The following is a 25,313-nucleotide window of genomic DNA, read 5'->3' on the forward strand; positions in this document are numbered from 1 at the left end:
CGGGAGACGATATGCGACTGCAAGGCAAGACGGTGATCGTGACGGGCGGCGGTTCGGGATTCGGCGAAGGCATCGCGAAGACCTTCGCGCGCGAGGGCGCGAACGTCGTCGTCAACGATCTCAACGGCCCGGCCGCCGAACGCGTGGCGAGCGAGATCGCGCTCGCGTCGTCGGCGGAAGTGAAGCACGGGCGCGCGATCGCCGTGGCGGGCGACGTCACGAAGCGCGCCGACTGGCAAACGCTCTTCGATGCGGCCATCCAGGACTTCGGCAGCGTGCAGGTCGTCGTCAACAATGCGGGCACGACTCATCGCAACAAACCCGTGCTCGACGTGACCGAAGCCGAATTCGACCGCGTGTACGCGGTGAACGTGAAGAGCATCTACTGGAGCGTCGAGCAGTTCGTGCCGTATTTCCGCGAGCAGGGCGGCGGCGCGTTCATCAATATCGCATCGACGGCGGGCGTGCGGCCGCGTCCCGGACTCGTCTGGTACAACGGCAGCAAGGCGGCGGTCATCATCGCGAGCAAGGCGCTCGCGGTCGAACTGGGCCCGGACCGCATCCGCGTGAACTGCATCAATCCGGTGATGGGCGAAACCGCCCTGCTCTCCGAGTTCATGGGCATGGAAGACACGCCCGAGAATCGCCGGAAGTTCCTCGCGACGATTCCGCTCGGCCGCCTCTCGACGCCGCAGGACATCGCCAACGCGGCGCTCTATCTCGCCTCCGACGATGCCGAGTTCATCACCGGCGTCGCGCTCGAAGTGGACGGCGGGCGCTGCGTCTGAGCGATGCCAGGCGCACGCCGCGCGACGAATGCGGCGTGCGCCCAAACATCCGTGCTTTCCCTAGCAAGAACAAGCGCTTGGCGTGAATGCCGACGGGCTAGAATCCTTACGCGTCTGTAATCGCGAGCGGGCCCATCCGCTCGACCCGGACCGCTAAAAACTAGAGGAGACAAGCAACATGGCCAGCACCGCCAATCCCATGCCCCGCCCCGGCGCGGGCGTGCCATCGGCCTTCGAGGAGGCGACGTATCGCAAGGTCGCGTGGCGGCTCTCGCCGCTTCTTCTGATCTGCTATGTGGTCGCGTATCTGGACCGCGTGAACGTCGGCTTCGCAAAACTGCAGATGGCCGCCGACCTGCAACTCTCGGACGCCGTGTATGGCTTCGGCGCGGGCATTTTCTTCTTCGGCTATTTCATCTTCGAGATACCGAGCAACGTGATCCTGCATCGCGTGGGCGCGCGCGTGTGGATTGCGCGGATCATGATTTCGTGGGGCATCATCTCGGCGCTCACGATGTTCATCACCACGCCGACGATGTTCTACGTGATGCGCTTTCTGCTCGGCGCGGCCGAAGCGGGCTTCTTCCCCGGCATCATTCTTTATCTGACGTACTGGTTTCCCGCGCGCAGGCGCGGGCGCATGACGACGCTCTTCATGACGGCCATCGCGTTGTCCGGTCTGATCGGCGGCCCGATCAGCGGCTGGATCATGAAGACCTTCGACGGCGTGCACGGCTGGCATGGCTGGCAATGGCTACTGTTGCTTGAAGGCATTCCGTCGATCATCGTGGGTTTCTTCGTGTTTGCGCTGCTCGATGACCGCATCGCGAAAGCCAAGTGGCTCACGCAGGAAGAACGCGAGTTGCTCGAGCGCAATATCGTGGCGGATAACGTCGCGAAGGAAGATCATTCGCTTGGCAAGATTCTGTCGAGCCCGAAGGTCTGGTTGATGAGCCTCATCTACTTCTCGTTCGTGATGGGACTTTACGGCGTGAGCTTCTGGCTGCCGACGATCATCAAGTCGATGGGCGTCTCCGATGCGTTGCAGGTCGGTCTGCTGTCCGCGATTCCGTATGGCGCGGCGGTGATCGGCATGCTGTATGCGGCGCGCAGCGCGGACCGGACCGGCGAGCGTCGCTGGCATATCGCGATTCCGGCGTTCATCGGTGCGATCGGGCTGGTGCTGTCGGTGGTGTGGTCGTCGAACACGACGCTCGCGATGATCGGCCTCACGCTTGCGACGATGGGTATTCTCACCACGCTGCCGTTGTTCTGGAGTCTGCCGACGGCATTTCTCGCCGGTACCGGTGCGGCGGCGGGGATTGCGATGATCAATTCTTTGGGTAACTTGGCCGGGTTTTTGAGTCCTTATCTCGTTGGATGGCTCAAGCAAGTGACCGCTTCTACCGCGAGCGGCATGTATATGCTTGCAGGGTTTCTCGTGCTTGGTGCCGTGCTCGCGTTGAGCGTGCCGGCGCGGATGGTGAATCGATAGAGTCTTTCGAAAGGCGGCATTGACGGCATTGCGCTTGTCAACGCTGCCGAACTCTTCGCCCGCATTGCGCGGGCGTCGCGCCTCCAAGAAAGATACAGACCTGAGTCCGGCGCAACCATGTGCCGGACTTCACTTCTCAACCTTGCTCGCCGCGGTTGGCGGACTCCCAATTCATCGGCCGTTCCGTGGTGAATTTGAATCGCTCGCGGAGGTCAGGGTTCGTGGTCCCCTGCATCAGCATCAACATTCCGCCTAGCCGGCGCGCATCCTCGTCGGTGATCGCTGCATTCGGCGTGTTCTGCTCCTCAAGTAATACGGGCATGGCCATCGCGCGATCGATCAACGCCTGCACTTGCGATCGCTGAACGTTGCAGACTTTGAATTCTTGGGAGTCTTCATCGTAGAAAAAAATCGCTGCTCGCGGGGGTTTAGTCATTTCAATATCCTCTGCATTGTTGGTACCTTTGAAAGGCGCGCGCTTTACATTCAAGATAGTAAGTGGGGCTTTTGTACATTGCGCCCCCAGCGGAGCACATTTCCATGTCCATTTCGTAGTCTGCGAAGCACTCGGTTTCGTTCGCTTCGCTGACACCACGCGCGGACAGTCCAGTCACCGCACCATCCGAGGATTCCGACTGATATTCAAAGGGCTGCGCGTCACCAAGCGACGAGCCGCCGCCGTCTGAATCGCAAAAGCTTTCGCGCATCGTATCGTCGCCGCAGCCCTTTGCGCTGCCGAGCGCAGTTCCGGCCACCGCATCACCCGCCGCGTCAAGCGCGCCGAGCCAATCAAAGCCGTTACGGCCACCACTCGCCTCGCTACTGAACGTGCGACCGCTGCCGGCAAGTCTGCTGTTCAGTACAGTGTCCGCTGCATGCATAGCGGCAGCGAACGGACCCGTGAATCGGCCTGCCGGCGCGTTCGACCCGCCGCCGCTCATCGCAAAGGAAACACCGCTGGCAGCGCGCGGCCAGCGTTGCGGAGCGTAGTGTCGAAACACGCGCGGTCCGCCGTGCCAGTTCCGAGCGATCACTGGCGTGATATGGCCGTCTCGCACTGCGACGCGCAGTATCCGTGTGATGCCTTCGCCATCGAGCAAGTCCCAACTCGATGCGCGCAAGTGAAGATTGATGAACGCCACGTATTCGCGAAACTCGGAGCAGGTGCGCGCGCTTCGTCGGTCGATGCGCACCTCGAAGAGCCGGTCAAAGTCTTGCCGGTCCCGCTCCAACTGCTCGTCCCTTTCCTTTTTCTCCTGCTTACGCTCTTCGTAGGACAACCGCCATCCGCGATCCACCTGTGGCGCTTCGCGAAAAGGCATCAGCGCGCAATGCCAGCCTCCGGAAAGCGGCACGTAGAGCGCGTTATATGAATATCCCCATTCGGGAAACGACATGTCACCTCCACTTTTTTACGGGACTGCTAATCCTAGCGAGACGCAGGCTCGTCTCTACGGAGCAGTCTCAAAAACAGCGACCGCCAATGAAAGCGCCTTAAGCGAGCTTCCAGCCGTCTGCGGGACTCTAGGGGACCGCATTGACGTATCGAAAGAAGCCGGTGCACGGCTAATAAATCCCATCCCGCCACGAAGTCCTGCAATAATCAAAAGTGACCGCAACAAAGCGAACCCGCACCTTAACGATGCACGCACGCCCCGACGTGCACCAAAACCCCGCCGCCTACTGCGTATCCCGCTCAGTAAAAACTCCGCTGTACGAGCATCAAACCCTTACCCCAAAAGCATTCCACCCCAATTGGCATAACCCTTGCAGAACGATCCGAGCAATCGTCATTGCTCAAACAAACACATCGGCAAGGGGAACACTCATCATGAAACGACGCAGTCTGCTGAAGTTCGGCTCCATGTCGGGCGCGCTCGCCCTCGCGGGTCAGCTTCCGATCACGAAAGCTCAGGCCGCCGATACGGGTCCGATCAAGGTCGGCATCCTGCATTCGCTGTCGGGCACGATGGCGATCTCCGAGACGTCGCTGAAAGACACGGCGCTCATGACTATCGCCGATATCAACAAGAGCGGCGGCGTGATGGGCCGACAGCTTCAACCCGTCGTCGTCGATCCGGCTTCGAACTGGCCGCTCTTCGCCGAAAAAGCGCGTCAGCTTCTCACGCAAGACAAGTGCGCGGTCGTGTTCGGCTGCTGGACGTCGGTGTCGCGCAAGTCGGTGCTGCCAGTCTTCGAGGAACTCAACGGCCTGCTCTTCTACCCCGTTCAGTACGAAGGCGAAGAGATGTCGCGCAACGTGTTCTATACCGGCGCGGCGCCGAATCAGCAGGCGATCCCCGCCGTCGAATATCTGATGGGTCCGGAAGGCGGCAGCGCCAAGCGCTTCTTCCTGCTCGGCACCGACTACGTGTATCCGCGCACGACCAACAAGATCCTGCGCGCGTTCCTACACTCCAAGGGAGTCAAGGATGCGGACATTCAAGAGGTCTACACACCATTCGGACATAGCGACTATCAAACCATCGTCGCGAACATCAAGACATTTGCCCAAGGGGGAAAGACAACTGTCATCTCTACGATCAACGGCGATTCGAACGTACCGTTCTACAAGGAGCTCGGCAACCAGGGCCTGAAAGCGACCGACGTGCCCGTCGTCGCGTTCTCGGTCGGCGAAGAAGAGCTGCGCGGCATCGACACCAAGCCGCTCGTCGGCCACCTCGCCGCATGGAACTACTTCATGTCGGTTAAGAACACCAACAACTCGAAGTTCGAGAAGGAATTCTTCGAGTACGTGAAGGCGCAAAACCTGCCGGGCGGCGACAAGCGCGTGACGAACGATCCGATGGAAGCGACCTTCGTCGGCATCCATATGTGGAAGCAGGCCGTCGAAAAAGTAAAGAGCGCCGACGTCGACAAGGTGCGCACCGCGATGATCGGCCAGACCTTCGCCGCGCCCTCGGGTTTCACGCTGTCGATGGACGGCAATCACCATCTGCACAAGCCCGTGATGATCGGCGAAATTCGCGGCGACGGGCAGTTCAACGTCGTGTGGAAGACGAAGACCGCGGTGCGCGCGCAACCGTGGAGTCCGTATATCGCGGGCAATCAGGGCAAGCCGGATATCGTCAGCTCCATTCCCGCGTTCCTGCGCCGGCAGCGCGTGCAGGTCGCGTGATGCAGTGATGGTTTGAAGCAGTGAGGCCGCGCGCTCGTTCGTGATTCGCGCGGCCGTCCATGTCTCATCAGAAAGGCCATCATGACCGGTTCAATCATGCGGGTATTGCTCGCGCTCTTCATCGCGATCGCGCCGTTCAGCGCCCATGCACTCTCGAACGACGATCTCGCCCCGCTCGCCGGCGACGACTTCGACGCCAAATCCGCCGCCATCGACAAGCTCATCGCCAATGCGGATGCGCCCTCGGTCGCCGTGCTCACCGCGTTGTCCGATGGCTCGCTCGTCGCGACCGACAACGGCCACGTCTATATCCAGTCCGACGACGTCAACAAGGACCCGCTCACCGGCAAGACCGTCGAAGCGCCCGACGCGCAGCAGATCACGCTCTCCAACACGCTGCGCACGAAAGTCGCCGGCGCGTTGTCGGGGCTGCAGCTCGCCTCCGCCGATATCGCGAAACGCCGCGACGCGATCGCAGCGCTTCTGAAGAACCCCGACGCCTCGATGAAGCCGCTGATCGACCGCGCCCGCGCCATCGAGAAAGATCCCGAACTGAAGAAGCGGCTCGACACGCTCTGGGCGATGACCGCCCTTCACGATCCCGACGCCGGCAAGCGTCTCGAAGCGGCGCAACTCGTCGCGGCGCGGCACGATCTCGACATGTACGAGCTGCTGCGCCCGATCGTCGCGAAGAAAGCGGACGGCTCGTTCAACGAACCCGACGAGAGCGTGCGCAACGCGGCGCAGGAAGGCCTCTACGCGCTCGATTCGATCCAGCGCCGCAGCGAAATCTTCGGCACGATCTTCGCGGGCCTCTCGCTCGGCAGCGTGCTGCTGCTCGCGGCGCTCGGCCTCGCGATCACCTATGGCCTGATCGGCGTCATCAACATGGCGCACGGCGAATTCCTGATGATCGGCGCGTATGCGACCTATGTCGTGCAGAACCTCGTGCAGCATTACGCGCCCGCCGCGTTCAACTGGTATCCGCTGTTCGCGGTGCCCGCATCGTTCGTCGCGGCGGCGCTGGTCGGCATCGTGCTGGAAAGGCTCGTGCTGAAGCATCTCTACGGACGTCCGCTCGAAACGCTGCTGACGACCTTCGGCGTCAGCCTGATCCTGATTCAGGCGACGCGCACGCTCTTCGGCGCGCAGAACGTGCAGGTGACGAATCCTTCGTGGATGAGCGGCGGCGTCTCCGTGATGCAGAACCTGATCCTGCCGTACAACCGTCTGACGATCCTCGCGTTCTCGCTCGCGGTGGTGGCGATCGCGTGGGGCGTACTCACCAAGACGCGTCTCGGTCTGTTCGTGCGCGCGGTGACGCAGAACCGCCGCATGGCCGCGTGCGTCGGCGTGAAGACGGCGCGCGTCGATTCGTATGCGTTCGCGTTCGGCGCGGGCATCGCGGGACTCGGCGGCTGCGCGCTCTCGCAGATCGGCAACGTCGGTCCGGATCTCGGCCAGAGCTACATCATCGATTCGTTCATGGCGGTGGTGCTCGGCGGCGTGGGCCAGCTTGCGGGCACGGTGATCGGCGGCTTCGGGCTCGGGCTAGTGAGCAAGACCGTCGAGCCGTTCTGGGGCGCGGTGCTCGCGAAGATCGCGGTGCTCGTGCTCATCGTGTTGTTCATCCAGAAGCGTCCGCAGGGCATGTTTGCCCTGAAGGGCCGCAGCGCGGAGGCCTGAGCCATGACCGCCTCGACCAATATCGGCGCGAATCTCGACGTCGCGCCGCAACCCGATCCGAGCGCCGCGCGCGCGGGCTTCGCGCTCGGCCTGCCGCCGCGCGCCTCGCTCCTGCCGCGCAAGGGCTGGCTCGCGCTGATCGCGCTCATCATCGCGATGGGCATCTTCGTGCCGGTCAGCGCGCTCGTGCTGCCGGAGACGAGCACGTTCCATTTGTCCGCCTATGCGATGACGCTCACGGCCAAGCTCATGTGCTACGCGATCGGCGCGCTCGCGCTCGATCTCGTGTGGGGCTATTGCGGCATCCTGAGCCTGGGCCACGCGCTCTTCTTCGCGCTCGGCGGCTACGCGATGGGCATGTACCTGATGCGCTCGATCGGCCGCGAGGGCACGTATCAGAGCGACCTGCCCGATTTCATGGTGTTCCTCGACTGGCACAAGCTGCCGTGGTACTGGGAAGGCACGGAGCATCTATGGTATGCGCTGCTGCTCGTCGTGCTGGTGCCCGGCGTGCTCGCGTGGGTGTTCGGTTTCTTCACGTTTCGCTCGCGCGTGAAGGGCGTGTATCTGTCGATCATCACGCAGGCGATGACCTTCGCCGCGATGCTGCTCTTCTATCGCAATGAAACGGGCTTCGGCGGCAACAACGGCTTCACGGACTTCAAGCGCATCGCGGGATTTCCGATCACGCATCCGGGTACGCGCACGGCGCTCTTCCTCATCACGTTCGCGATTCTCGTGCTCGCGTTTCTCGCGGCGCGCTGGGTCGTCACGTCGAAGCTCGGGCGTGTCGTGACCGGCGTGCGCGACGGCGAAGCACGTCTGATGTTCCTCGGCTACAGCCCGCTCGCGTACAAGCTTTTCATCTGGACGGTGTCGGCCGTGCTGTGCGGCATCGCGGGCGCGTTGTATGTGCCGCAGGTCGGGATCATCAATCCGAGCGAGATGTCGCCGGCGAACTCGATCGAAATGGCGATCTGGGTCGCGGTCGGCGGACGCGGCACGTTGATCGGTCCGATCGTCGGCGCATTCGCGGTGAATGGTGCGAAGAGCTTTTTCACCGCGTACTTCGCGGAATACTGGCTGTTTTTTCTCGGCCTCATCTTCACGCTCGTGCCCTTGCTTCTGCCGAACGGCATCATGGGTCTCGTCGATCTCGCGCGCCGCAGAAAGAGCGCAGGAGACTCCGCAGAATGACCGCACACAATGCATTGATCGTCGATCTTCCGCCGATTCCGCCCGCGCCGGACTCGCTCGAATCGAACCACAAGAACATCAACGTCATCTCCGGCCTGGGCCATGTGCTCGCGCCCGGCGAGATCGACGTATCGCACGGCACGATTCTCTATCTCGAAGACGTCACCGTGAGCTTCGACGGCTTTCGCGCGCTGAACAAGCTGACGCTGTCCATCGATGTCGGCGAGTTGCGCTGCGTGATCGGACCGAACGGCGCGGGCAAGACGACGATGATGGATGTCATCACCGGCAAGACGCGTCCCGATGACGGCAAGGTGTTTCTCGGGCAGACGCTCGACCTCACGCGCATGTCGGAGCCGGTGATCGCGCGCACGGGCATCGGCCGCAAGTTTCAGAAGCCGACTGTGTTCGAGAATCATCCCGTGTGGGAAAACCTCGAACTCGCGATGAAGACCGACAAGCGCTGGTTTGCTTCATTGCGCGCGAGGCTCGACGGCCAGGCGCAGGCGCGAATCGAGGAAACGCTGGAGTTGATTCGATTGCAGCATCAGGCGACGCGGCTTGCGGGTGAGCTGTCGCATGGACAGAAGCAGCGGCTCGAAATCGGCATGTTGCTGATGCAGCAGCCTTCTCTTTTGCTGCTCGATGAGCCTGCGGCTGGCATGACCGATCATGAGACGATGGAACTTGCCGAATTGCTCAACAAGCTGCGTGGATCGTGTTCGATGATGGTCGTCGAGCATGATATGGAGTTTGTTGCCGCGCTTGCGGGGGAGCGTGGGAAGGTTACTGTGATGGCCGAGGGGCGTGTTCTTGCCGAAGGGACGCTGGATGACGTCAAACGGGACGAGGCCGTTATTGAGTCTTATCTCGGGCGGTGATTTGCTTTTTATGTCGGTGGCTTTCTTTTCGTGGAATCCTGAATTCGCGGTGGTCTATTGGCACTGCCCCTGTGCGGGGCGGCAGTCACTTTCTTTGCTGCTGCAAAGAAAGTAACCAAAGAAACAGCTTCTCACCGCCCGCGGTCACACGCAGTTTGGCCATGCTTGCCAGCCGTCGATGGCACTCGCCTAAGTGTCGCCCTCATAGGCCCACTCGGGCTTGGCTCGCGCACGGTCTGACAAGCTAGTTGTTTTAGGGCGCGGGTTCAGCACGAAAGAGCATCGGCACAGCGCTGCGCGCTGCCGTCGGGTATATGAGGGAAACCGAAGAAGAAGCACGCGCGCACTCGATTGACCCATCGGCCGCGTAGCGGGCTGGAGCTATTTGGTGCTGAACCAGTCTGTTGCGTGGTGCGAGGTGTCAGACCGTGCGCGGTCCAAGTCTTTGTCTGCTTGCGGAGGCACTCGCTACTGCCGGGCCATTCAGCCAATCGCCTGTGCCGCGGCCGGTGTGAAGTGCTTAGGCTGGGGATAGCTGCTTTCTTTGGTTACTTTCTTTGCAGCAGCAAAGAAAGTGACCCCCGCCCCGGGGAGGGGCAGTGCTAATAGACCACCGCGAATTCAGGATTCCCCGAAAGAAAGCCAACCCGAAAACCGAAAACCGAAAATGCTACAAGTCGACAATCTGAACCAATACTACGGCGGCAGCCACATCCTCCGCGATGTGAAGATGACCGTCCCCGACGGCGAGCTGACGGTCCTGCTAGGCCGCAACGGCGTAGGCAAAACGACGCTCCTGCGCTGCCTGATGGGCGTCGTCCCAACGAAAAGCGGCACGATCAACTGGCGCGGCAACAAGATATCTTCGATGCCGACGCATGCGCGCGTCGCAAACGGCCTCGCCTACGTGCCGCAGGGACGCGATATCTTCGGCCGTCTCACGGTAGAAGAAAACCTGCTGGTAGGCGCAGCAAGCCGCAAGGCGCCATCGAAGATTCCCGACCGCATCTACGATCTCTTCCCCGTCCTGCGAGACATGAAAAACCGCCGAGGCGGCGATCTCTCCGGCGGTCAGCAACAGCAACTGGCAATCGGCCGCGCGCTGATGAGCGAGCCGCAACTGCTCATCCTCGATGAACCGACCGAAGGCATCCAGCCATCGATCATCCGCGACATAGGCCGCACGCTGCGGCAGCTCGTCGATGAAATGGGCATGACGGTGCTGCTCGTCGAGCAATACTACGACTTCGCCCGCGAGCTCGCCGACCGCTACTGGGTAATGAGCCGCGGCGAAATCGTCGCGGGCGGCGCGGGATCGGAAATGGATGCGCATGGAGTGCGCGAGCTGATCGCCGTATGATTCAGGCTCAGCTCTGAAACGCACCGCTCATGCACCACGAATCCCACGCAACGCTCGTCGATCCAAACATCTGGCGCGGCTCGCTCGAACTCGGCTACGCGCATCAGCATGGCCGCACGGTTTGCGTTCATCGCAAGCACGAAGGGCCGTTGAGGCTGCAACGCCCGCTCTACCCCGAAGGCGATATCTGTCACTCGGTCATCGTGCATCCGCCGGGCGGCGTGGCAGGCGGCGATCGCTTGTCCATCGATGTTCGCCTTGAGGAGCACACGCACGCCGTCATCACGACGCCCGGCGCGACCAAGTGGTACAAGGCCAACGGCAAGCTCGCGACGCAGCGCATCGACATCGGTCTCGCGGCGCATGCGAAGCTCGACTGGCTACCGCAAAACAACATCGTGTTCGAATCGTCGAACGTCGAGCTCGAATTCAATCTCACGCTCGATGAAAGCGCGAGCGCTATCGGCTGGGATGCGATGCTGCTCGGCCGCGCCGCCGCCAGCGAGACGTGGACGCAAGGACACATCAAGGCGATATCGCGCATCGCGCGGCGCGACGGCACGACGCTCTGGTTCGAGCGCACGCTGCTCGACGCGAACGATCCGCTGCGCGATGCCGCGCAAGGACTCGCCGGCTTCCCCGCCTACGGCACGCTTTGGGCGATCGGCCCCGCTTGCGACGATGCGCTCGCCGAAGCCCTCACCGCGCAACTTCCCTTCGACGATCAACTGCGCGCTGGCGCATCGTGCGTCGGACCGGGCGTGCTGATCGTGCGCGCAGTCAGCCGCTCGATGGAGCCGCTGCAAAACGCGCTCATCGAATGCTGGACGCGTCTTCGTCCCATCGTGCATGGCGTCGATGCGCGGCCTCTGCGTTTGTGGACTACCTAGTACGCACCAGAGAAGCGCATCCGTTTGCACAGCCGTTGTGCGCGCTCATGGACGCGCAACTCGCGAACGCAGACGATACAAAGAAAAGACATCGATGGCACGACTCTCGCTTTAAGCCTCGGCTCAAGAGCCGCGCCTTCCAACGCGGCCGCTCAAGACCGAAGGATCATCGATGTTCATCACGCTCACCCTTTTCTCCCGCGCGCGACGCACCGCGCTCGTCGCGCTGCTGCTTTCCCTCGCTCCCTTCGCCGCACACGCCGACGCCCTCGACACCATCGCGAAGAACGGCACGCTGCGCGTAGCCGTGCCCGAAGACTATCCGCCCTTCGGCTCGGTCGGCGCCGACATGAAGCCGCAAGGCTACGACGTCGACATGGCCGCGCTGCTCGCCAAATCGATGAACGTGAAGCTCGAACTCGTGCCCGTGAACAGCGCGAACCGCATTCCGTATCTCACGACCAACAAGGTCGATCTCGTGATCTCATCGCTCGGCAAGACGCCGGAACGCGAGAAGGTGCTCGATTTCTCGACGCCTTATGCGCCCTACTTCCAGGGCGTGTTCGGCCCCGCCGACATCAAGGTCGCCAGCCCCGCCGATCTCACCGGCAAGACCGTCGGCGCGACGCGCGGCGCGCTCGAAGAAATCGCGCTGTCGCAGATGGCGCCGAACGCGACCATCAAGCGCTTCGAGGACAACAACGCGACCATCTCCGCGTTTCTCTCGGGACAGGTGCAACTGATCGCGGCGGGCAACATCGTCGCGGCTGCGATCCTCGCGAAGAATCCGCCGCGCCGCCCGGAAGCGAAGTTCATCATCAAGGATTCGCCCTGCTTCGTCGGCATGAACAAGAACGAGCCGCGCCTGATGACCAAGGTCGACGACACCATCGCGCAGGCGAAAAAGGACGGCACGCTCAACACGATGTCGAAGAAGTGGTTCAGCCAGCCGCTGCCCGCGAGCCTTTGAGAGAGCACACGGCAACGTATGGCCTATGAACTTCAATTCGCCGATCTCGCGCAATACGCGGGCATGTTCGCGAGTGGCGCGGCGACGACGCTCGCGTTGACCGCGGTCTCGACGGCGCTCGGGGTGTCGGTCGGCGTGCTCGGCGCCGCCGCGCGCGACAGCCGGCGTGCGTGGTTGAGTGCGATCGTCGGCGGCTATGTCGAAGCGGTCCGCAACACGCCGTTCATCGTGCAACTGTTCTTCGTGTTCTTCGGCCTGCCCGCGCTCGGCATTCATTTGAGCGAGTACGTCGCGGCCATTCTCGCGATGACGCTCAATCTCGGCGCGTATTCGATCGAGATCATCCGCGCGGGCGTCGCGGCCGTGCCGAAGGGGCATCACGAAGCGGCGGCTTCGCTTGCGATGTCGCGTGGCGAGACCTTTCGCCATGTCGTGCTGCCGCAGGCGCTCGCGAAGGTGTTTCCCGCGCTGACCAGCCAGATCGTCATCACGATGCTCGGCTCAGCCGTGGTATCGCAGATCTCGGTGCCCGACCTCACCTATGCAGCGAGCTATATCCAGTCGCGCAACTTCCGCGCATTCGAGACGTGTTTCTTCATCACGGCAGCCTATCTCATGATGGCGCTCGCGTTGCGCACCGCGCTGAACGCGGCGGGCAAACGCTTTCTGATGAACCACCGGAGCGCCGCGCGATGATCGAGTTCACCCTCGCGCAGATTTTCGAGAACCTGTTGCTCGCGGCGCGCTGGACCGTCGTGCTGTCGATCGTGTCGTTCGTGCTGGGCGGCATCGCCGGCTTTGCGCTGCTGGTCATGCGCGTGTCGAAATCGCAAGTGCTGCGCGCGTTCGTCAAAGCCTATATCCAGATTTTTCAGGGCACGCCCCTCCTGATGCAGTTGTTCCTCGTGTTCTTCGGACTGCCGCTGCTCGGCATCGACGTTTCGCCGTGGCTCGCCGCGACGGTCGGTCTCACGCTCTTCACCAGCGCCTATCTCGCGGAGATCTGGCGCGGCGCGGTCGAAGCGGTGCCGAAGGGACAATGGGAAGCGTCGTCGAGTCTCGCGATGAGCTATTTCGAGCAGCTTCGGCACGTGATCCTGCCGCAGGCGACGCGCATCGCCGTCGGTCCGACAGTCGGCTTCGCGGTGCAGGCGGTGAAGGACACGGCGCTCGTATCGATCATCGGCTTCACGGAACTCACGAAGGCCGGCACGATGATTTCGAATGCGACTTTCCGGCCGTTCCTCGTGTATGGGCTCGTCGCCATCATCTACTTCGTGCTTTGCTATCCGTTGACACGCTATGCGCGCACGCTCGAAAGGAAATGGAATGCCGCTCGTTGAAACCCGCAATCTTCAAAAGCAGTTCGGCGCGAATCAGGTGCTGAAGGGTATCGACTTTGCCGTCGAGCGCGGACAGGTCGTATCGATCATCGGACGCAGCGGCTCGGGAAAGAGCACGCTGTTGCGCACGTTGAACGGGCTGGAAAGCATCGACGAAGGTTCGATCGAAATCGACGGCGAGCATTTCGATGCGCGTCATGCCGACTTGCGCGCGCTGCGTCTCAAGGTCGGCATGGTGTTTCAGCAGTACAACCTCTTTCCGCATCTCACCGCGGGAGAGAACGTGATGCTCGCGCAAACGGTCGTCAGGAAGATCCACAAGGCGAAGGCGCGCGCGACCGCGCACACGGTGCTCGAACGCGTCGGTCTCGGCGACAAGTTCGATGCGTATCCCGATCAGCTCTCCGGCGGCCAGCAGCAGCGCGTGGCCATCGCGCGCGCGCTCGCAATGAAGCCGACCGTTTTGCTCTGCGACGAGATCACGTCGGCGCTCGATCCCGAACTCGTCGGCGAAGTGCTCGCGGTGGTCGAAGATCTCGCGCGCGACGGCATGACGCTCATCATGGTCACGCACGAGATGCGCTTCGCTCGCAAGGTGAGCGACAAGGTCGTGTTCATGCATCAGGGGCGCGTGTGGGAATCGGGTGCGCCGGAAGAGATATTCGAGCGGCCTTCGACGGTCGAGTTGCAGCGCTTCATCCAATGAACTGCAAGCTCGTCGAAAGCCCATCCGATGCTAGCATTGCAAGGCCCAATGCCTTGCGCCCTAAAACGAAAGAGACATGAAACTCACGCCCCGAGAAAAGGACAAGCTGCTGATCTTCACCGCGGCATTGCTCGCCGAACGTCGCCGCGCGCGCGGCCTGAAACTCAATCATCCCGAAGCCGTCGCGTTCATTTCGGCCGCATTGATGGAAGCGGCGCGCGACGGCAGGACCGTCGCCGAAGTCATGCACTACGGCACCACCCTCCTCACGCGCGACGACGTGATGGAAGGCGTGCCCGAGATGATTCCCGACATCCAGATCGAAGCGACCTTCCCCGATGGCACGAAGCTCGTGACGGTTCATCATCCGATCCCCTGAAAACATGATCCCCGGCGAATATTTCATCGACGATGGCGAGCACGAGCTCAACGCGGGACGCGAGACCGTGACGGTCCTCGTCGCGAATCATGGCGACCGGCCCGTGCAGGTCGGCTCGCATTTTCATTTCTATGAAGTCAACGCGGCGCTCAAGTTCGAACGCGAGAAGGCGCGCGGCTTTCGCCTCAATATCGCGGCGGGCACGGCCGTGCGCTTCGAGCCGGGACAGGAACGCACCGTCGAACTCGTCGCGCTCGCGGGCGACCGGCACGTCTATGGCTTCAACGGCCTCGTGATGGGCCCACTCTGAACAGGACATCAAAAACATGACGCTACGCATCGGCCGCCGCGCTTATGCTGAAATGTTCGGCCCGACGACCGGCGACCGCGTGCGCCTCGCCGACACCGATCTCATCATCGAAGTCGAGCGCGACTTCACCACCTACGGCGAAGAAGTGAAGTTCGGCGGCGGCAAGGTGATTCGCGACGGCATGGGCCAGTCGCAACGTCCATCGGCCGAGGTCGTCGATACGGTCGTGACCAACGCGCTGATCCTCGATCACTGGGGCATCGTGAAAGCGGATATCGGCATCAAGGGAGGACGCATCTTCGCGATCGGCAAGGCGGGCAATCCGGATATCCAGCCGAACGTGAACATCGCGATCGGCGCGGCGACCGAAGTGATTGCGGGCGAAGGCATGATCGTCACGGCGGGCGGCGTGGATACGCACATCCACTTCATCAGCCCGCAGCAGATCGACGAAGCGATCGCGAGCGGCGTCACGACGATGCTCGGCGGCGGCACCGGCCCCGCGACCGGCACCAACGCGACGACCTGCACGCCGGGCCCCTGGCACATGGAGCGCATGCTCCAGGCCGCCGATGGCTGGCCGGTCAATCTCGGCTTTCTCGGCAAGGGCAACGCGAGCCTGCCCGCGCCACTGATCGAGCAGGTGAAGGCGGGCGCGATCGGTCTGAAGCTGCACGAGGACTGGGGCACGACGCCCGCCGCGATCGACAACTGCCTCTCGGTCGCCGACGACACCGACACGCAAGTCGCCATCCACACCGACACGCTCAACGAAGCGGGATTCGTCGAGACGACCATCGCCGCGTTCAAGGGCCGCACGATCCACACGTATCACACGGAAGGCGCGGGCGGCGGCCATGCGCCGGACATCATCAAGGTGGCGGGCGAATCGAACGTGCTCCCCTCTTCCACCAATCCGACGCGCCCCTATACCATCAACACGCTCGACGAGCATCTCGACATGCTGATGGTGTGCCATCACCTCGATCCGTCGATCGCGGAAGATATCGCGTTCGCGGAATCGCGCATTCGCCGCGAGACCATCGCGGCCGAAGACATCCTGCACGATCTCGGCGCGCTGTCGATGCTGTCGTCCGATTCGCAGGCGATGGGCCGCGTCGGCGAAGTCATCATCCGCACCTGGCAGACCGCGCACAAGATGAAGGTGCAACGCGGCGCACTCGCCGAAGACAACGCGCGCAACGACAATTTCCGCGCGAAGCGTTATGTGGCGAAGTACACGATCAATCCGGCGATCACGCATGGCATCGCGCATGAAGTCGGTTCCATCGAGCCGGGCAAGTGGGCCGATCTCGTGTTCTGGGAGCCGGCGTTCTTCGGCGTTAAACCCGCGATGATCGTCAAGGGCGGCATGATCGCGGTCGCGCAGATGGGCGACCCGAACGCATCGATTCCGACGCCGCAGCCGGTGCATTATCGAGAGATGTTCGCGACGCGCGGCGGCGCGCTCGGCAAGACATCGCTGACCTTCGTGTCGCAAATGGCGATGGAAGCGCGCATCGCGGATCGTTACGGTCTCAGCAAGCAAGTGGTCGCGGTGAAGAACTGCCGCAATGTGACGAAGGCCGACATGATTCACAATGCATGGCAGCCGTCCATCAGCGTCGATCCGCAGACCTATCAGGTGATCGCCGATGGGCAATTGCTCACCTGCGATCCCGCCACCGTTCTGCCGATGGCGCAGCGCTATTTCCTGTTCTGAGTCGCCATGCGTACCATCGACAAACGTCTGACCGCCAAGCTCGCGCCCGTGCTCGTGAAGCGCGCGCCCACCCTGACCCTGCCTTTCGATGCGCGCGGCAAGAGCCGTCTCGCCGCCACGCTCGACAACGGCGAGGAAGTCGCCCTCGTGATGCCGCGCGGCACCGTGCTCGCGGACGGCGACATGCTCGTCGCGGATGACGGCGGCTTCGTGCGTGTGGTCGCGGCGGCGGAGGACGTGCTCGTCGTGCGCGCGCCGAGCGTGCGGCTATTGACCCGTGCCGCGTATCACCTCGGCAACCGGCATACGCCCTTGGAAGTCGGCGCGGATTATCTCAAGCTCGAAGCCGATCCCGTGCTCGAAGACATGCTGAAGCGTCTTGGCGTGCTCGTCGCGCATGAATCGCAGCCGTTCCAGCCCGAAACCGGCGCATACGGCGGCGGCCACAAGCACGGCCACGACGAAACCTTCAGCGAAGACTACGCGCTCGCGCAGAAGGTTTTCGACGAGCATCACGGGCACGATCATTCGCACGACCACGACCACGATCACGATCACTCTTCGTGCGGTCATGATCACGACCACGATCGTCATCATCACGGTCATGCGCATCGCTGAGCTCACCGCGCTTCTGCATCTCGCGTCGCCGGCGCTGCCGATCGGCGCGTTCAGCTATTCGCAGGGACTCGAAGCGGCGATCGAGCACGGCCTGATCCACGACGGCGACAGCGCGCGCGACTGGATCGCGAGCGGCCTGAGCACCGTCCTCGCGCGAGGCGAATTGCCGTTGCTCGCGCATCAGATCGAACACTGGCGTTCGCACGACGAAGCCGCGCTGCGAGCCGCGAACGATGAATACATCGCGAGCCGCGAATCGGCGGAGCTGAAACGCGAAACCGAGCAGATGGGCTGGTCGCTCGCGCAACTGTGCGCATCGCTCGAATGGGGCGACGCAGCGCGCCGCGCGACGCTCGCCGCGATCAAACCCATCGCGCAGCCGAGCGCGTTCGCCTTCGCCGCGTTCGCGCACGATGCGACGACGGAAACAGCGCTCGCGGCCTACGCGTTCAGCTGGGTCGAGAATCAGGCGGCGGCCGCGCTAAAAGCCGTGCCGCTCGGCCAGCTTGCGGGGCAGCGGATCATCGTCGCGTTGCGCGAGCCGATCGATGCCGCCGTGCGCCGCGCGCTCGATACATCGCCCGAACGGGTCAACACTTTCGCGCCGCAACTCGGCGTTTTGTCCGCGCGGCACGAATCGCAATACTCGCGGCTTTTCCGCTCCTGAACCGATATTCCATGAACACTCCCGCTTACTCTTCCGCCGCTCGCCGAACCAAGAAACTGCCGCCGTTGCGCGTGGGCGTGGGCGGGCCGGTCGGCTCCGGCAAGACCACGCTGCTCGAAATGCTCTGCAAGGCGATGCGCGAGAAGTACGACCTCGTCGCCATCACCAACGATATCTATACGAAGGAAGATCAGCGCCTGCTGACGGTCGCGGGCGCGCTGCCGGCCGAGCGCATCATGGGCGTCGAGACGGGCGGCTGTCCGCATACGGCGATCCGCGAGGATGCGTCGATCAATCTCGAAGCCGTCGATCGCATGGTGTCGAAGTTTCCCGATGCCGATATCGTGTTCATCGAATCCGGCGGCGATAACCTCGCGGCGACCTTCAGCCCGGAACTCTCCGATCTGACCATCTACGTGATCGATGTCGCGGGCGGCGAGAAGATTCCGCGCAAGGGCGGTCCGGGCATCACGAAGTCGGATCTGCTCGTGATCAACAAGACCGACCTCGCGCCTCATGTCGGCGCGAATCTCGACATCATGGCAAGCGACGCGAAAAAGATGCGCGGCGAGCGGCCCTTCGTGATGTGCAATCTGAAGGCGCTCGACGGGCTCGATGACGTCATTCGCTTCATCGAGAAGAAGGGGCTGCTGCTCGCGTGAGACGCGCTACATCAGCGATATCGAATTCGATATCGAGAACGCGTTCTCGCCCATCTGCACGAAATCACGCTTCATCTCGACGTGCCATTGCAGGAAGTTGCGGCTGTTCGATTCGCCGGGAAGCATCCAGTCGTGCAACTCGATCACGACGACCGGGAACTGGTTCAGCGCATCGCAATGGCGCGAGAACAGGTCCGACTCCGCGCCTTCGATATCGATCTTGAGAATGAACGGCGTCACGCCGGATGTGGGCATCACGTCTTCGAGCGTGAGCGCGTCGACGGCATAACCTTTCTCGATGGGCTTGTCGGCCGTGCGGAAGGCCCATTCGCCGCCGCCCGGATCGTTGAGATAGAGCGTGCCGCGCCTCGCCGCGATCGCGGCATTCAGCGGCGTGATCAACGGAAAGGCCTCCGCGTTCTTTTTGAGCAGCGCGAAATTCGATACATCCGGCTCGATCGCGACGATCTTCGCTTTCGGATAGGTGAGCGCGTGCCACACCGCGGCGGCGCCGATATTCGCCCCGGCATCGACGATCAGCGGATTCTCGCAGGCATCGTAAAACGCCGCGATTTCCTTCGCGCGAACCAGATGATCCGTGGCGTACTCGCGCATGAAGAAGATCTGTCTGCACACCTCGCGATCCGCCGCGCAAGGCCGATATTCGAAGCGCCGGTTACCCGGCAGCACGAGACCGTGCGCGCCGTACCGGACGGTGCCCCATGCATCGGTCGGTCCCGGATGTGGCCGCAAGAGGCGCAGGAGCCCGGGCGGCATCATGTCTTTGACAACGGACTTGAGGAGATCTTGCATGCGCGTCCTCTAAAGAAGATTGGCAGCACGTTCGCAGGCGTCCGGCCCATTGGTACCCGTTCGAGGGGGCCGGCGGGGCGTTCAGTATCCCCCTAACCTTTTCGACGTTCAACCCTCTATTTGTCGGCAGAATGCACGATTTTGTCAGATGATTCGGGGAAAAGAACGGAAAAAGCGGGCGGATTGGCCAGTCGATCGGGCGCGCGCCGCTGGTGCGGCGAACGATCACTTCGCCGCGTCGCTTTCCTCTTCGAGCAATGCGCTCAGCACGCTCACCGTTCGCTCCGTCGCGCCGCGATGCCGCGCCGCGAACGCCGACGCCGCCGCGCTCATCGCGAGCCGCCTCGCCTTGTCGCTGAAGATTTCGCGCAGACCGCGCGCAAGCTCCTGCGGGTCCTGCACACGCAACGCGGCGCCTGCCGCGATCGCATCGTTGGTCGCCTGCGTGAAGTTGAACGTGTGCGGCCCGATCAGCACCGGCACGCCCGCCGCGCACGCTTCGATCAGATTCTGCCCGCCGAGCGGTAACAGACTTCCGCCGATGAACGCCAGATCGGCCGCGGCGTAATACGCGCCGAGTTCGCCCATCGAATCGCCGAGCAGGACCTGCACGTTCGCCGGCAACGGTTCCGGCACGTCCGCGCCCGATCCCGCCGCGGCCGGCTTCGGCGCCCACAGCGAACGGCGCGCGCTCGTCAGCCCGAGGCTCGCGATCAGCGCCGACACTTCATCGAAACGTTGCGGATGACGCGGCACGAGAATCAGCAATGCATCGGGGACATTGAGCGCCGCGAAGGCGCGCAGCACCAGCGTCTCCTCGCCTTCGCGCGTGCTCGCCGCGACCCACACCGGCCGGTCGCCGATCGCCGAGCGCCACGCCTGACCGCGCGCGACCAGTTCGGGCGGCGCGGTCATATCGAACTTCAGATTGCCGAGCACCGCGACATTGCGCGCGCCGAGCGCGGTGAGCCGTTCGGCGTCGGACGGCGTCTGCGCGAGCACGCGAGAAAAGCCGCCGAACACTTCGCGCACCGCGCGCCCGAACTTCGCCGCGCGCCGGTACGAACGCTCCGACATGCGCGCGTTCGTCAGCACGAGCGGCACGTCGCCGCGCTTGCATTCATCGATGAGCGTCGGCCAGACTTCCGTTTCCATCACGATGCCGAGCGACGGACGCCACGCACGCAGGAAGCGCCGTACGAGAACCGGCAGATCGTAGGGAAGATAGCCGCGCCACACGCGATCGCCGAACAATTCGAGGCCCGTCGCGCGGCCGCTCGGCGTCATGTGCGTCAGCAGCACGCGCGCTTCGGGATGCGTTTTCAGCAACGCGTCGATGAGCGGTTGCGCCGCGCGCGTCTCGCCGACCGATACCGCATGCACCCAGATGAGCGGCGCGAGATCGTCGGCGCGGCGCGGCGGGATGCATCCGAAGCGCTCGCCGATGTGCTCGCGGTATCCACGCTCCTTGCGCGAACGGATGTAGAGCCGCAGCACGGCGAGCGGCGCGACGATCCACCAGAGCGATCGATAGACGAGCCTCAGCACCGCAGCCGATGCGCCCGGGGAAGCGGCGCCGCTCAAACGAGCGCCCTGCCCTTCAGGCGCTCGAGAATGCCGAGCGGCGCGCAATCGGGGCGCGCCATCGCCTTGACGGGCAAAAAGAAGGTCTGTTCCATCATGAACTGGCCGGACATCACGGCGTGCGAAGTGTGATCGGAGAAGCAGACCCACACCGAGCCCGGCGGAAACGGCATCGCCTCCTGCGGCGCGGTCTTCTGATAGTCGAGATCGGCCTTCATCGCGTCATGCAGATGCAGCATCAGGTGGTCGTACTCGCTGCGCGGCGACTTCGTGATGTGCAGCAGATTCATGAGCCATGCCGAGCCGGGCATCTGCGTCTTGATGCCGGGCAGGAAGCGCTTGGCCATGTCCTCGAACGGTTCCCCGACGCGCCATACGCGCGGCGCGCCTTGCGGATTGATGTTCGTGAACACGCGCAGAATGCGCTCGCCGTAGTTCGGGCGCGACGGGAACGCATCGACGTGCAGGCGGCTGTCGTCCTTGCGCCAGGATGTCTCTCGCGTTTCGACCTGATGCAGCCTGAGGCTCGTGGGCGCGACGCGCAGCTTGCCATCGTATTCGGGGAAAAGGCCATCGACGAGCGAGCGCGCGTGATCCTGATAGCGCTTGATGAGCGAGCGCACCGCCGACTGCGTCACGTTCTCGCCGAGCACGCCGTTCAGCGCGCCGCCGTTGGGCGCGAGGCTGATGTTCTTGCGTTTGGGGTCCGCGATCTTCGGATCGAGCAGCGCGAGTTCGCCGCCTTCGATCGGAAAACGCAGATTGGGGAAATACAGCACCTTGCCGTTTTCGACGCCGGCAAGGAGCGTCTCGCGCGGCACGGAAAGATTCTTTCCCTGCCAATCGCCAGACGCGACTTCGATGATTTGAGATTCCGTCATGTGTCTACGACCTTGAGTTGCCCGAGCACGGCGCGGCGCGCGAAGGACACGCTACAGCAGGCCGAAGCCCGCGAGCGCGGCCTTGACTTCGGAAAGCGTCGGATGCCGGCTCGCGTCGCCGAGATTGACCACCTGCGGCGACCAGTAGCCGCCGGTGCGCCATGCGGTCGAGAAATTGTACAACTCGACGGTCGGGCGCTTCAGCGCCGCGGCAATATGCACCAAGCCCGTATCGACGCCGATGGTCGCGGCCGCGCCGTCGATCAGTCCGACCACCGCGGGCAGCGACAGCTTCGGCGGCACGATCGCGGCCGCGCCGAATTCCTTCGCGAGCTTTTCGCTCGTCGCGCGTTCGGCGTCGCTGCCCCACGGCAGCACGATCGACGCGCCGCGCGTAACGAGCGCCTGCCCGAGTTCGATCCACGCGGCTTCGGGCCATTGCTTGTCGGCGCGCGAGGTGGCGTGCACGAACACGACATACGGCACCGGCAGATTCAGCCCGAGCTCGGAGACGGCGAGCGTTGCGCGGCGCGTGTCGATGCCGAAGTCGATGTCGTCGGTCATCTGCGGCTTCGGCAGATCGAGCGCCGCCGCCACGAGTTGCCGCGTGCGTTCGACGACGTGGGTACGCGGCTCGATCGGCACGCGCCGGTCGTAAAAGAAGCGCACGGGCCATTCGTAGCCCGCGCCGTCGGTGCGATTGCCGAGACCGACGAGCGGCCCGCGCGCCCAGCTCGCGACCCACGCGGTCTTGATGAGACCCTGACAGTCGATGACTAGATCGTATTTTTCGGCGGCGAGTTCGCGCTTGAACTTGCCGATCTCGCGCCAGTTCTCGGGCGATGCGAACCCACGGCGCCAGCGCCTGAGCGAGAACGGGATCGCGCGGCGCACGCCGTGCACCAGTTCGACGAGACTTGCGAAACTTTCCTCGACGAGCCAGTCGATCTGCGCATCGGGATAGCGGCGGAGGATGTCGGCGATGGCCGGCATGTTGTGGACGACGTCGCCGAGCGACGACACGCGGACGATCAGGATCTTTTGCACGCTGGGGTGGGGAGGCGCGGGAGGGCGCTGCGCGGTGAGCAGGGAAACGGGGATTTTAGCGCGGCTTGCTTGCTGAACGGACACAGATCGTCACGCTCGGGGCGATTTGGGCCGGAAAAAAGCCGGTAACATGTCGAAGTCCGGGCAAATCCGACGACAAGAGGAGTACGCGATGGGAACGCGTTACGAACAAGACGTAGTGGCGTGGGCGCGGGAACAAGCTGCCCTGCTGCGAGAAGGGAAGTTCTCGGCGATCGACGTCGAGCACATCGCAGAGGAAATCGAAGACGTGGGCAAGAGCGAACAACGCGAACTATCGAGCCGCATGGCGGTGCTGTTGGCTCATCTGCTCAAGTGGCAATATCAACCCGGCCGCCGCGGCTCGAGCTGGCAACGCACGATCAGGGAGCAACGTCGCGCGGTGGGCGTCGCGTTGCAGAAAACGCCGAGTCTTCGCAACTCTTTGGCCGACCCGGACTGGCTGACCGGAACCTGGGCTGACGCCGTTTCCAAAGCCGTCGAAGAAACCGGACTCGACCTGTTCCCCGAGAATCTTCCCTGGTCGACAGCACAAATCCTGTCGACCGAGTTCTATCCGGAGTGACAAAAAAAGCGGCACGGTCGAAAAACCGTGCCGCTTTGTCATCTACGGACAAGACCATTCAAAACGGCAATTTCGCATCCGGCTTCTCAGCCAGAATCACACGACGAAAATCCTCCTGAATCCGCTTCAACGCCGCGTCGTTATCCGCTTCGAAACGCATCACGACCACCGGCGTGGTATTCGACGAGCGCGCCAACCCGAACCCATCCGGATATTCCACCCGCAATCCGTCGATCGTGAGCACATCGTCCGCTCCGGTGAACTTCGCCGATTTTTGCAGACGCGCGATCAGCTCGAAGTTCTCGCCCTCTTCCAGCTTAAGCTGCAACTCAGGCGTCGATAGCGAATTCGGCAGATCGTTGAGCAGCTTGCTCGGATCCGCCACGCGCGACAGGATTTCGAGCATGCGCGCGCCCGTGTACAGGCCATCGTCGAAGCCATACCAGCGGTCCTTGAAGAACACGTGGCCGCTCATCTCGCCCGCGAGCGGCGCGCCGGTTTCGCGCAGCTTCGCCTTCACGAGCGAGTGGCCGGTCTTCCACATCACCGGCTCGCCGCCCTGATCGCGCACCCACTTCGCGAGATTGCGCGTGCACTTCACGTCATAGATGATCTGGCCGCCCTTGTTGCGCGACAGCACTTCCTGCGCGAACAGCATCAGCTGGCGATCCGGATAAATGACCTGCCCGTCCTTCGTCACGACGCCGAGACGGTCGCCGTCGCCATCGAATGCGAAGCCGACTTCGGCATCCGTTTCCTTGAGCGCCTTGATCACGTCCTGCAGATTTTCCGGGTGCGCCGGGTCCGGGTGATGGTTCGGGAAAGTGCCATCGATGTCCGTGAACAGTTCCACGAGTTCGCAGCCGAGCGCCTTGAACAGTTTCGGCGCGAGGCCGCCCGCGACGCCATTGCCCGTATCGACGACGATCTTCATCCCGCGTACCGGCTTCACGTCCGACACGATGCGATCGAGATAGATCTGCGATACGTCGAACTCGGTGTACGTGCCTTCGCCCGTGGTGAAGTCGCTATCGACGATGCGTTTGTACAAGCCCTGAATCTGGTCGCCGTAGATCGCCGCGCCGCGCAGCACCATCTTGAAGCCGTTGTAGTCGGGCGGATTGTGGCTGCCCGTCACGACGATGCACGAATCCACGCGACGCTCGCCCGAAGGCAACGGCAGCGGCACGCTCGCCGCGAAGTAGCCGACGGGTGTAGGCACCATGCCGACATCGACGACATCGACGCCCGCCGCGCGCAAGCCCTCGGAAAGCGCGCCGACGAGTTCGGGGCCGGAGAGACGTCCGTCGCGCGCGACGACGACCGAGTCGCCGCCCTGGCTTTTGATCTCGCTGCCGAATGCCTGGCCGATGCTCTTCGCGACATCCGTGTCGACCGTCTTGCCGACGATGCCGCGAATGTCGTAGGCCTTGAAGATGGATTGGGATACTTGGCTCATGAGATGGCTACCTCTTCTCTATTAATTGATGGTTTCTCGGCGATGCAGCCATGAGGGCATGCAGGTCGTGACGGTTGGCGCGCCATGCAGCGTGCGAGGCGCGTGAACGAC

The 25,313-nt window shown here is 63.0% G+C and carries 26 protein-coding genes; 19 read left to right on the top strand and 7 right to left on the bottom strand.

Features of this window, described 5'->3' with window-relative positions:
* Positions 1–11: 11 nt before the first annotated feature.
* Both IAG25_RS16900 and IAG25_RS16905 read left to right on the top strand, forming a co-directional pair.
* A complete protein-coding gene (locus tag IAG25_RS16900; protein ID WP_035503154.1) occupies positions 12–788 on the top strand; it encodes an SDR family oxidoreductase in 777 nt (258 codons plus the stop codon).
* Between the two features lie 178 nt (positions 789–966).
* On the top strand, positions 967–2,283 hold the full coding sequence (locus tag IAG25_RS16905) for an MFS transporter (protein WP_187605875.1): 1,317 nt from the start codon (positions 967–969) through the stop codon (positions 2,281–2,283).
* Between the two features lie 136 nt (positions 2,284–2,419).
* Here IAG25_RS16905 and IAG25_RS16910 read toward each other — a convergent pair whose 3' ends face one another.
* Both IAG25_RS16910 and IAG25_RS16915 read right to left on the bottom strand, forming a co-directional pair.
* On the bottom strand, positions 2,420–2,719 hold the full coding sequence (locus IAG25_RS16910; RefSeq protein ID WP_187605876.1) for a hypothetical protein: 300 nt from the start codon (positions 2,717–2,719) through the stop codon (positions 2,420–2,422).
* 1 nt (position 2,720) lies between these two features.
* Entirely contained in the window at positions 2,721–3,680 is a 960-nt protein-coding gene (locus tag IAG25_RS16915; protein WP_187605877.1) for a hypothetical protein, read from the bottom strand.
* Positions 3,681–4,114: 434 nt separating this feature from the next.
* On the opposite strand from IAG25_RS16915, the gene urtA reads away from it, so the two are divergent.
* The 16 genes from urtA to ureG all read left to right on the top strand — a co-directional run bounded on the left by urtA (position 4,115) and on the right by ureG (position 18,814).
* Positions 4,115–5,422 (top strand): urea ABC transporter substrate-binding protein, encoded by a 1,308-nt coding sequence (urtA, locus tag IAG25_RS16920; RefSeq protein WP_187605878.1) that lies wholly within the window; start codon positions 4,115–4,117, stop codon positions 5,420–5,422.
* 81 nt (positions 5,423–5,503) lie between these two features.
* Positions 5,504–7,108, top strand: a complete 1,605-nt coding sequence (urtB, locus tag IAG25_RS16925; RefSeq protein WP_187605879.1) for an urea ABC transporter permease subunit UrtB — start codon at positions 5,504–5,506, stop codon at positions 7,106–7,108.
* 3 nt (positions 7,109–7,111) lie between these two features.
* On the top strand, positions 7,112–8,305 hold the full coding sequence (gene urtC / locus IAG25_RS16930; RefSeq protein WP_187605880.1) for an urea ABC transporter permease subunit UrtC: 1,194 nt from the start codon (positions 7,112–7,114) through the stop codon (positions 8,303–8,305).
* Entirely contained in the window at positions 8,302–9,186 is an 885-nt protein-coding gene (gene urtD, locus IAG25_RS16935; RefSeq protein ID WP_222946535.1) for an urea ABC transporter ATP-binding protein UrtD, read from the top strand. The genes urtC and urtD overlap by 4 nt, the downstream gene beginning before the upstream one ends.
* A gap of 667 nt (positions 9,187–9,853) precedes the next feature.
* Positions 9,854–10,546 carry an urea ABC transporter ATP-binding subunit UrtE gene (gene urtE / locus IAG25_RS16940; RefSeq protein ID WP_035503144.1) on the top strand — a complete coding sequence of 231 codons (693 nt, stop codon included), beginning with the start codon at positions 9,854–9,856 and terminating at the stop codon, positions 10,544–10,546.
* Between the two features lie 29 nt (positions 10,547–10,575).
* Positions 10,576–11,436: an urease accessory protein UreD gene (locus IAG25_RS16945; protein ID WP_187605881.1), complete on the top strand. Its 861-nt coding sequence runs from the start codon at positions 10,576–10,578 to the stop codon at positions 11,434–11,436.
* A 172-nt stretch (positions 11,437–11,608) separates the two neighbouring features.
* The gene (locus tag IAG25_RS16950) at positions 11,609–12,406 is read left to right on the top strand and encodes a transporter substrate-binding domain-containing protein (RefSeq protein ID WP_187605882.1); all 798 of its coding nucleotides are present in this window, start codon (positions 11,609–11,611) and stop codon (positions 12,404–12,406) included.
* A gap of 18 nt (positions 12,407–12,424) precedes the next feature.
* A complete protein-coding gene (locus tag IAG25_RS16955) occupies positions 12,425–13,102 on the top strand; it encodes an amino acid ABC transporter permease (RefSeq protein WP_035503140.1) in 678 nt (225 codons plus the stop codon).
* Positions 13,099–13,749, top strand: coding sequence for an amino acid ABC transporter permease (locus tag IAG25_RS16960; RefSeq protein ID WP_187605883.1), 651 nt, complete (start codon positions 13,099–13,101; stop codon positions 13,747–13,749). The genes IAG25_RS16955 and IAG25_RS16960 overlap by 4 nt, the downstream gene beginning before the upstream one ends.
* Positions 13,736–14,455, top strand: a complete 720-nt coding sequence (locus IAG25_RS16965; RefSeq protein ID WP_187605884.1) for an amino acid ABC transporter ATP-binding protein — start codon at positions 13,736–13,738, stop codon at positions 14,453–14,455. Before IAG25_RS16960 ends, IAG25_RS16965 begins: the two co-directional genes overlap by 14 nt.
* 76 nt (positions 14,456–14,531) lie before the next feature.
* Positions 14,532–14,834, top strand: a complete 303-nt coding sequence (locus IAG25_RS16970) for an urease subunit gamma (protein WP_014192076.1) — start codon at positions 14,532–14,534, stop codon at positions 14,832–14,834.
* A 4-nt stretch (positions 14,835–14,838) separates the two neighbouring features.
* Complete coding sequence (locus tag IAG25_RS16975) at positions 14,839–15,144, top strand: urease subunit beta (RefSeq protein ID WP_035503136.1); 306 nt, start codon at positions 14,839–14,841, stop codon at positions 15,142–15,144.
* Positions 15,145–15,160: 16 nt separating this feature from the next.
* Positions 15,161–16,867 (top strand): urease subunit alpha, encoded by a 1,707-nt coding sequence (gene ureC / locus IAG25_RS16980; RefSeq protein ID WP_187605885.1) that lies wholly within the window; start codon positions 15,161–15,163, stop codon positions 16,865–16,867.
* A 6-nt stretch (positions 16,868–16,873) separates the two neighbouring features.
* Positions 16,874–17,485 carry an urease accessory protein UreE gene (gene ureE / locus IAG25_RS16985; RefSeq protein ID WP_187605886.1) on the top strand — a complete coding sequence of 204 codons (612 nt, stop codon included), beginning with the start codon at positions 16,874–16,876 and terminating at the stop codon, positions 17,483–17,485.
* Positions 17,472–18,152: an urease accessory protein UreF gene (locus IAG25_RS16990; protein WP_187606128.1), complete on the top strand. Its 681-nt coding sequence runs from the start codon at positions 17,472–17,474 to the stop codon at positions 18,150–18,152. The genes ureE and IAG25_RS16990 overlap by 14 nt, the downstream gene beginning before the upstream one ends.
* An 11-nt stretch (positions 18,153–18,163) precedes the next feature.
* Entirely contained in the window at positions 18,164–18,814 is a 651-nt protein-coding gene (gene ureG, locus IAG25_RS16995) for an urease accessory protein UreG (RefSeq protein WP_187605887.1), read from the top strand.
* Between the two features lie 6 nt (positions 18,815–18,820).
* On the opposite strand, the gene IAG25_RS17000 is transcribed toward ureG, so the two are convergent.
* The 4 genes from IAG25_RS17000 to waaC all read right to left on the bottom strand — a co-directional run bounded on the left by IAG25_RS17000 (position 18,821) and on the right by waaC (position 23,139).
* Entirely contained in the window at positions 18,821–19,627 is an 807-nt protein-coding gene (locus IAG25_RS17000) for an FkbM family methyltransferase (RefSeq protein WP_187605888.1), read from the bottom strand.
* A gap of 225 nt (positions 19,628–19,852) precedes the next feature.
* Complete coding sequence (gene waaA / locus IAG25_RS17005; protein WP_187606129.1) at positions 19,853–21,175, bottom strand: lipid IV(A) 3-deoxy-D-manno-octulosonic acid transferase; 1,323 nt, start codon at positions 21,173–21,175, stop codon at positions 19,853–19,855.
* Positions 21,176–21,207: 32 nt separating this feature from the next.
* Positions 21,208–22,092, bottom strand: coding sequence for a Kdo hydroxylase family protein (locus IAG25_RS17010; RefSeq protein ID WP_187605889.1), 885 nt, complete (start codon positions 22,090–22,092; stop codon positions 21,208–21,210).
* A 51-nt stretch (positions 22,093–22,143) separates the two neighbouring features.
* Positions 22,144–23,139: a lipopolysaccharide heptosyltransferase I gene (waaC, locus tag IAG25_RS17015; protein ID WP_187605890.1), complete on the bottom strand. Its 996-nt coding sequence runs from the start codon at positions 23,137–23,139 to the stop codon at positions 22,144–22,146.
* Positions 23,140–23,311: 172 nt separating this feature from the next.
* On the opposite strand from waaC, the gene IAG25_RS17020 reads away from it, so the two are divergent.
* The gene (locus tag IAG25_RS17020; protein ID WP_187605891.1) at positions 23,312–23,743 is read left to right on the top strand and encodes a DUF29 domain-containing protein; all 432 of its coding nucleotides are present in this window, start codon (positions 23,312–23,314) and stop codon (positions 23,741–23,743) included.
* Positions 23,744–23,801: 58 nt separating this feature from the next.
* Here the strand turns inward: IAG25_RS17020 and IAG25_RS17025 are convergent, their stop codons facing one another.
* A complete protein-coding gene (locus IAG25_RS17025) occupies positions 23,802–25,202 on the bottom strand; it encodes a phosphomannomutase/phosphoglucomutase (RefSeq protein ID WP_187605892.1) in 1,401 nt (466 codons plus the stop codon).
* Positions 25,203–25,313: the final 111 nt, after the last annotated feature.

Origin of the sequence: Caballeronia sp. EK (genome assembly GCF_014384845.1) — a bacterium.
Lineage (GTDB): Bacteria > Pseudomonadota > Gammaproteobacteria > Burkholderiales > Burkholderiaceae > Caballeronia > Caballeronia jiangsuensis.

Excerpts from the sequence above, each read along its gene's own strand:
- IAG25_RS16900 (WP_035503154.1), top strand. The coding sequence starts at position 12 with ATGCGACTGCAAGGCAAGACGGTGATCGTGACGGGCGGCGGTTCGGGA.
- IAG25_RS16905 (WP_187605875.1), top strand. The coding sequence starts at position 967 with ATGGCCAGCACCGCCAATCCCATGCCCCGCCCCGGCGCGGGCGTGCCA.
- IAG25_RS16910 (WP_187605876.1), bottom strand. The coding sequence starts at position 2,719 with ATGACTAAACCCCCGCGAGCAGCGATTTTTTTCTACGATGAAGACTCC.
- IAG25_RS16915 (WP_187605877.1), bottom strand. The coding sequence starts at position 3,680 with ATGTCGTTTCCCGAATGGGGATATTCATATAACGCGCTCTACGTGCCG.
- urtA (WP_187605878.1), top strand. The coding sequence starts at position 4,115 with ATGAAACGACGCAGTCTGCTGAAGTTCGGCTCCATGTCGGGCGCGCTC.
- urtB (WP_187605879.1), top strand. The coding sequence starts at position 5,504 with ATGACCGGTTCAATCATGCGGGTATTGCTCGCGCTCTTCATCGCGATC.
- urtC (WP_187605880.1), top strand. The coding sequence starts at position 7,112 with ATGACCGCCTCGACCAATATCGGCGCGAATCTCGACGTCGCGCCGCAA.
- urtD (WP_222946535.1), top strand. The coding sequence starts at position 8,302 with ATGACCGCACACAATGCATTGATCGTCGATCTTCCGCCGATTCCGCCC.
- urtE (WP_035503144.1), top strand. The coding sequence starts at position 9,854 with ATGCTACAAGTCGACAATCTGAACCAATACTACGGCGGCAGCCACATC.
- IAG25_RS16945 (WP_187605881.1), top strand. The coding sequence starts at position 10,576 with ATGCACCACGAATCCCACGCAACGCTCGTCGATCCAAACATCTGGCGC.
- IAG25_RS16950 (WP_187605882.1), top strand. The coding sequence starts at position 11,609 with ATGTTCATCACGCTCACCCTTTTCTCCCGCGCGCGACGCACCGCGCTC.
- IAG25_RS16955 (WP_035503140.1), top strand. The coding sequence starts at position 12,425 with ATGGCCTATGAACTTCAATTCGCCGATCTCGCGCAATACGCGGGCATG.
- IAG25_RS16960 (WP_187605883.1), top strand. The coding sequence starts at position 13,099 with ATGATCGAGTTCACCCTCGCGCAGATTTTCGAGAACCTGTTGCTCGCG.
- IAG25_RS16965 (WP_187605884.1), top strand. The coding sequence starts at position 13,736 with ATGCCGCTCGTTGAAACCCGCAATCTTCAAAAGCAGTTCGGCGCGAAT.
- IAG25_RS16970 (WP_014192076.1), top strand. The coding sequence starts at position 14,532 with ATGAAACTCACGCCCCGAGAAAAGGACAAGCTGCTGATCTTCACCGCG.
- IAG25_RS16975 (WP_035503136.1), top strand. The coding sequence starts at position 14,839 with ATGATCCCCGGCGAATATTTCATCGACGATGGCGAGCACGAGCTCAAC.
- ureC (WP_187605885.1), top strand. The coding sequence starts at position 15,161 with ATGACGCTACGCATCGGCCGCCGCGCTTATGCTGAAATGTTCGGCCCG.
- ureE (WP_187605886.1), top strand. The coding sequence starts at position 16,874 with ATGCGTACCATCGACAAACGTCTGACCGCCAAGCTCGCGCCCGTGCTC.
- IAG25_RS16990 (WP_187606128.1), top strand. The coding sequence starts at position 17,472 with ATGCGCATCGCTGAGCTCACCGCGCTTCTGCATCTCGCGTCGCCGGCG.
- ureG (WP_187605887.1), top strand. The coding sequence starts at position 18,164 with ATGAACACTCCCGCTTACTCTTCCGCCGCTCGCCGAACCAAGAAACTG.
- IAG25_RS17000 (WP_187605888.1), bottom strand. The coding sequence starts at position 19,627 with ATGCAAGATCTCCTCAAGTCCGTTGTCAAAGACATGATGCCGCCCGGG.
- IAG25_RS17010 (WP_187605889.1), bottom strand. The coding sequence starts at position 22,092 with ATGACGGAATCTCAAATCATCGAAGTCGCGTCTGGCGATTGGCAGGGA.
- IAG25_RS17020 (WP_187605891.1), top strand. The coding sequence starts at position 23,312 with ATGGGAACGCGTTACGAACAAGACGTAGTGGCGTGGGCGCGGGAACAA.
- IAG25_RS17025 (WP_187605892.1), bottom strand. The coding sequence starts at position 25,202 with ATGAGCCAAGTATCCCAATCCATCTTCAAGGCCTACGACATTCGCGGC.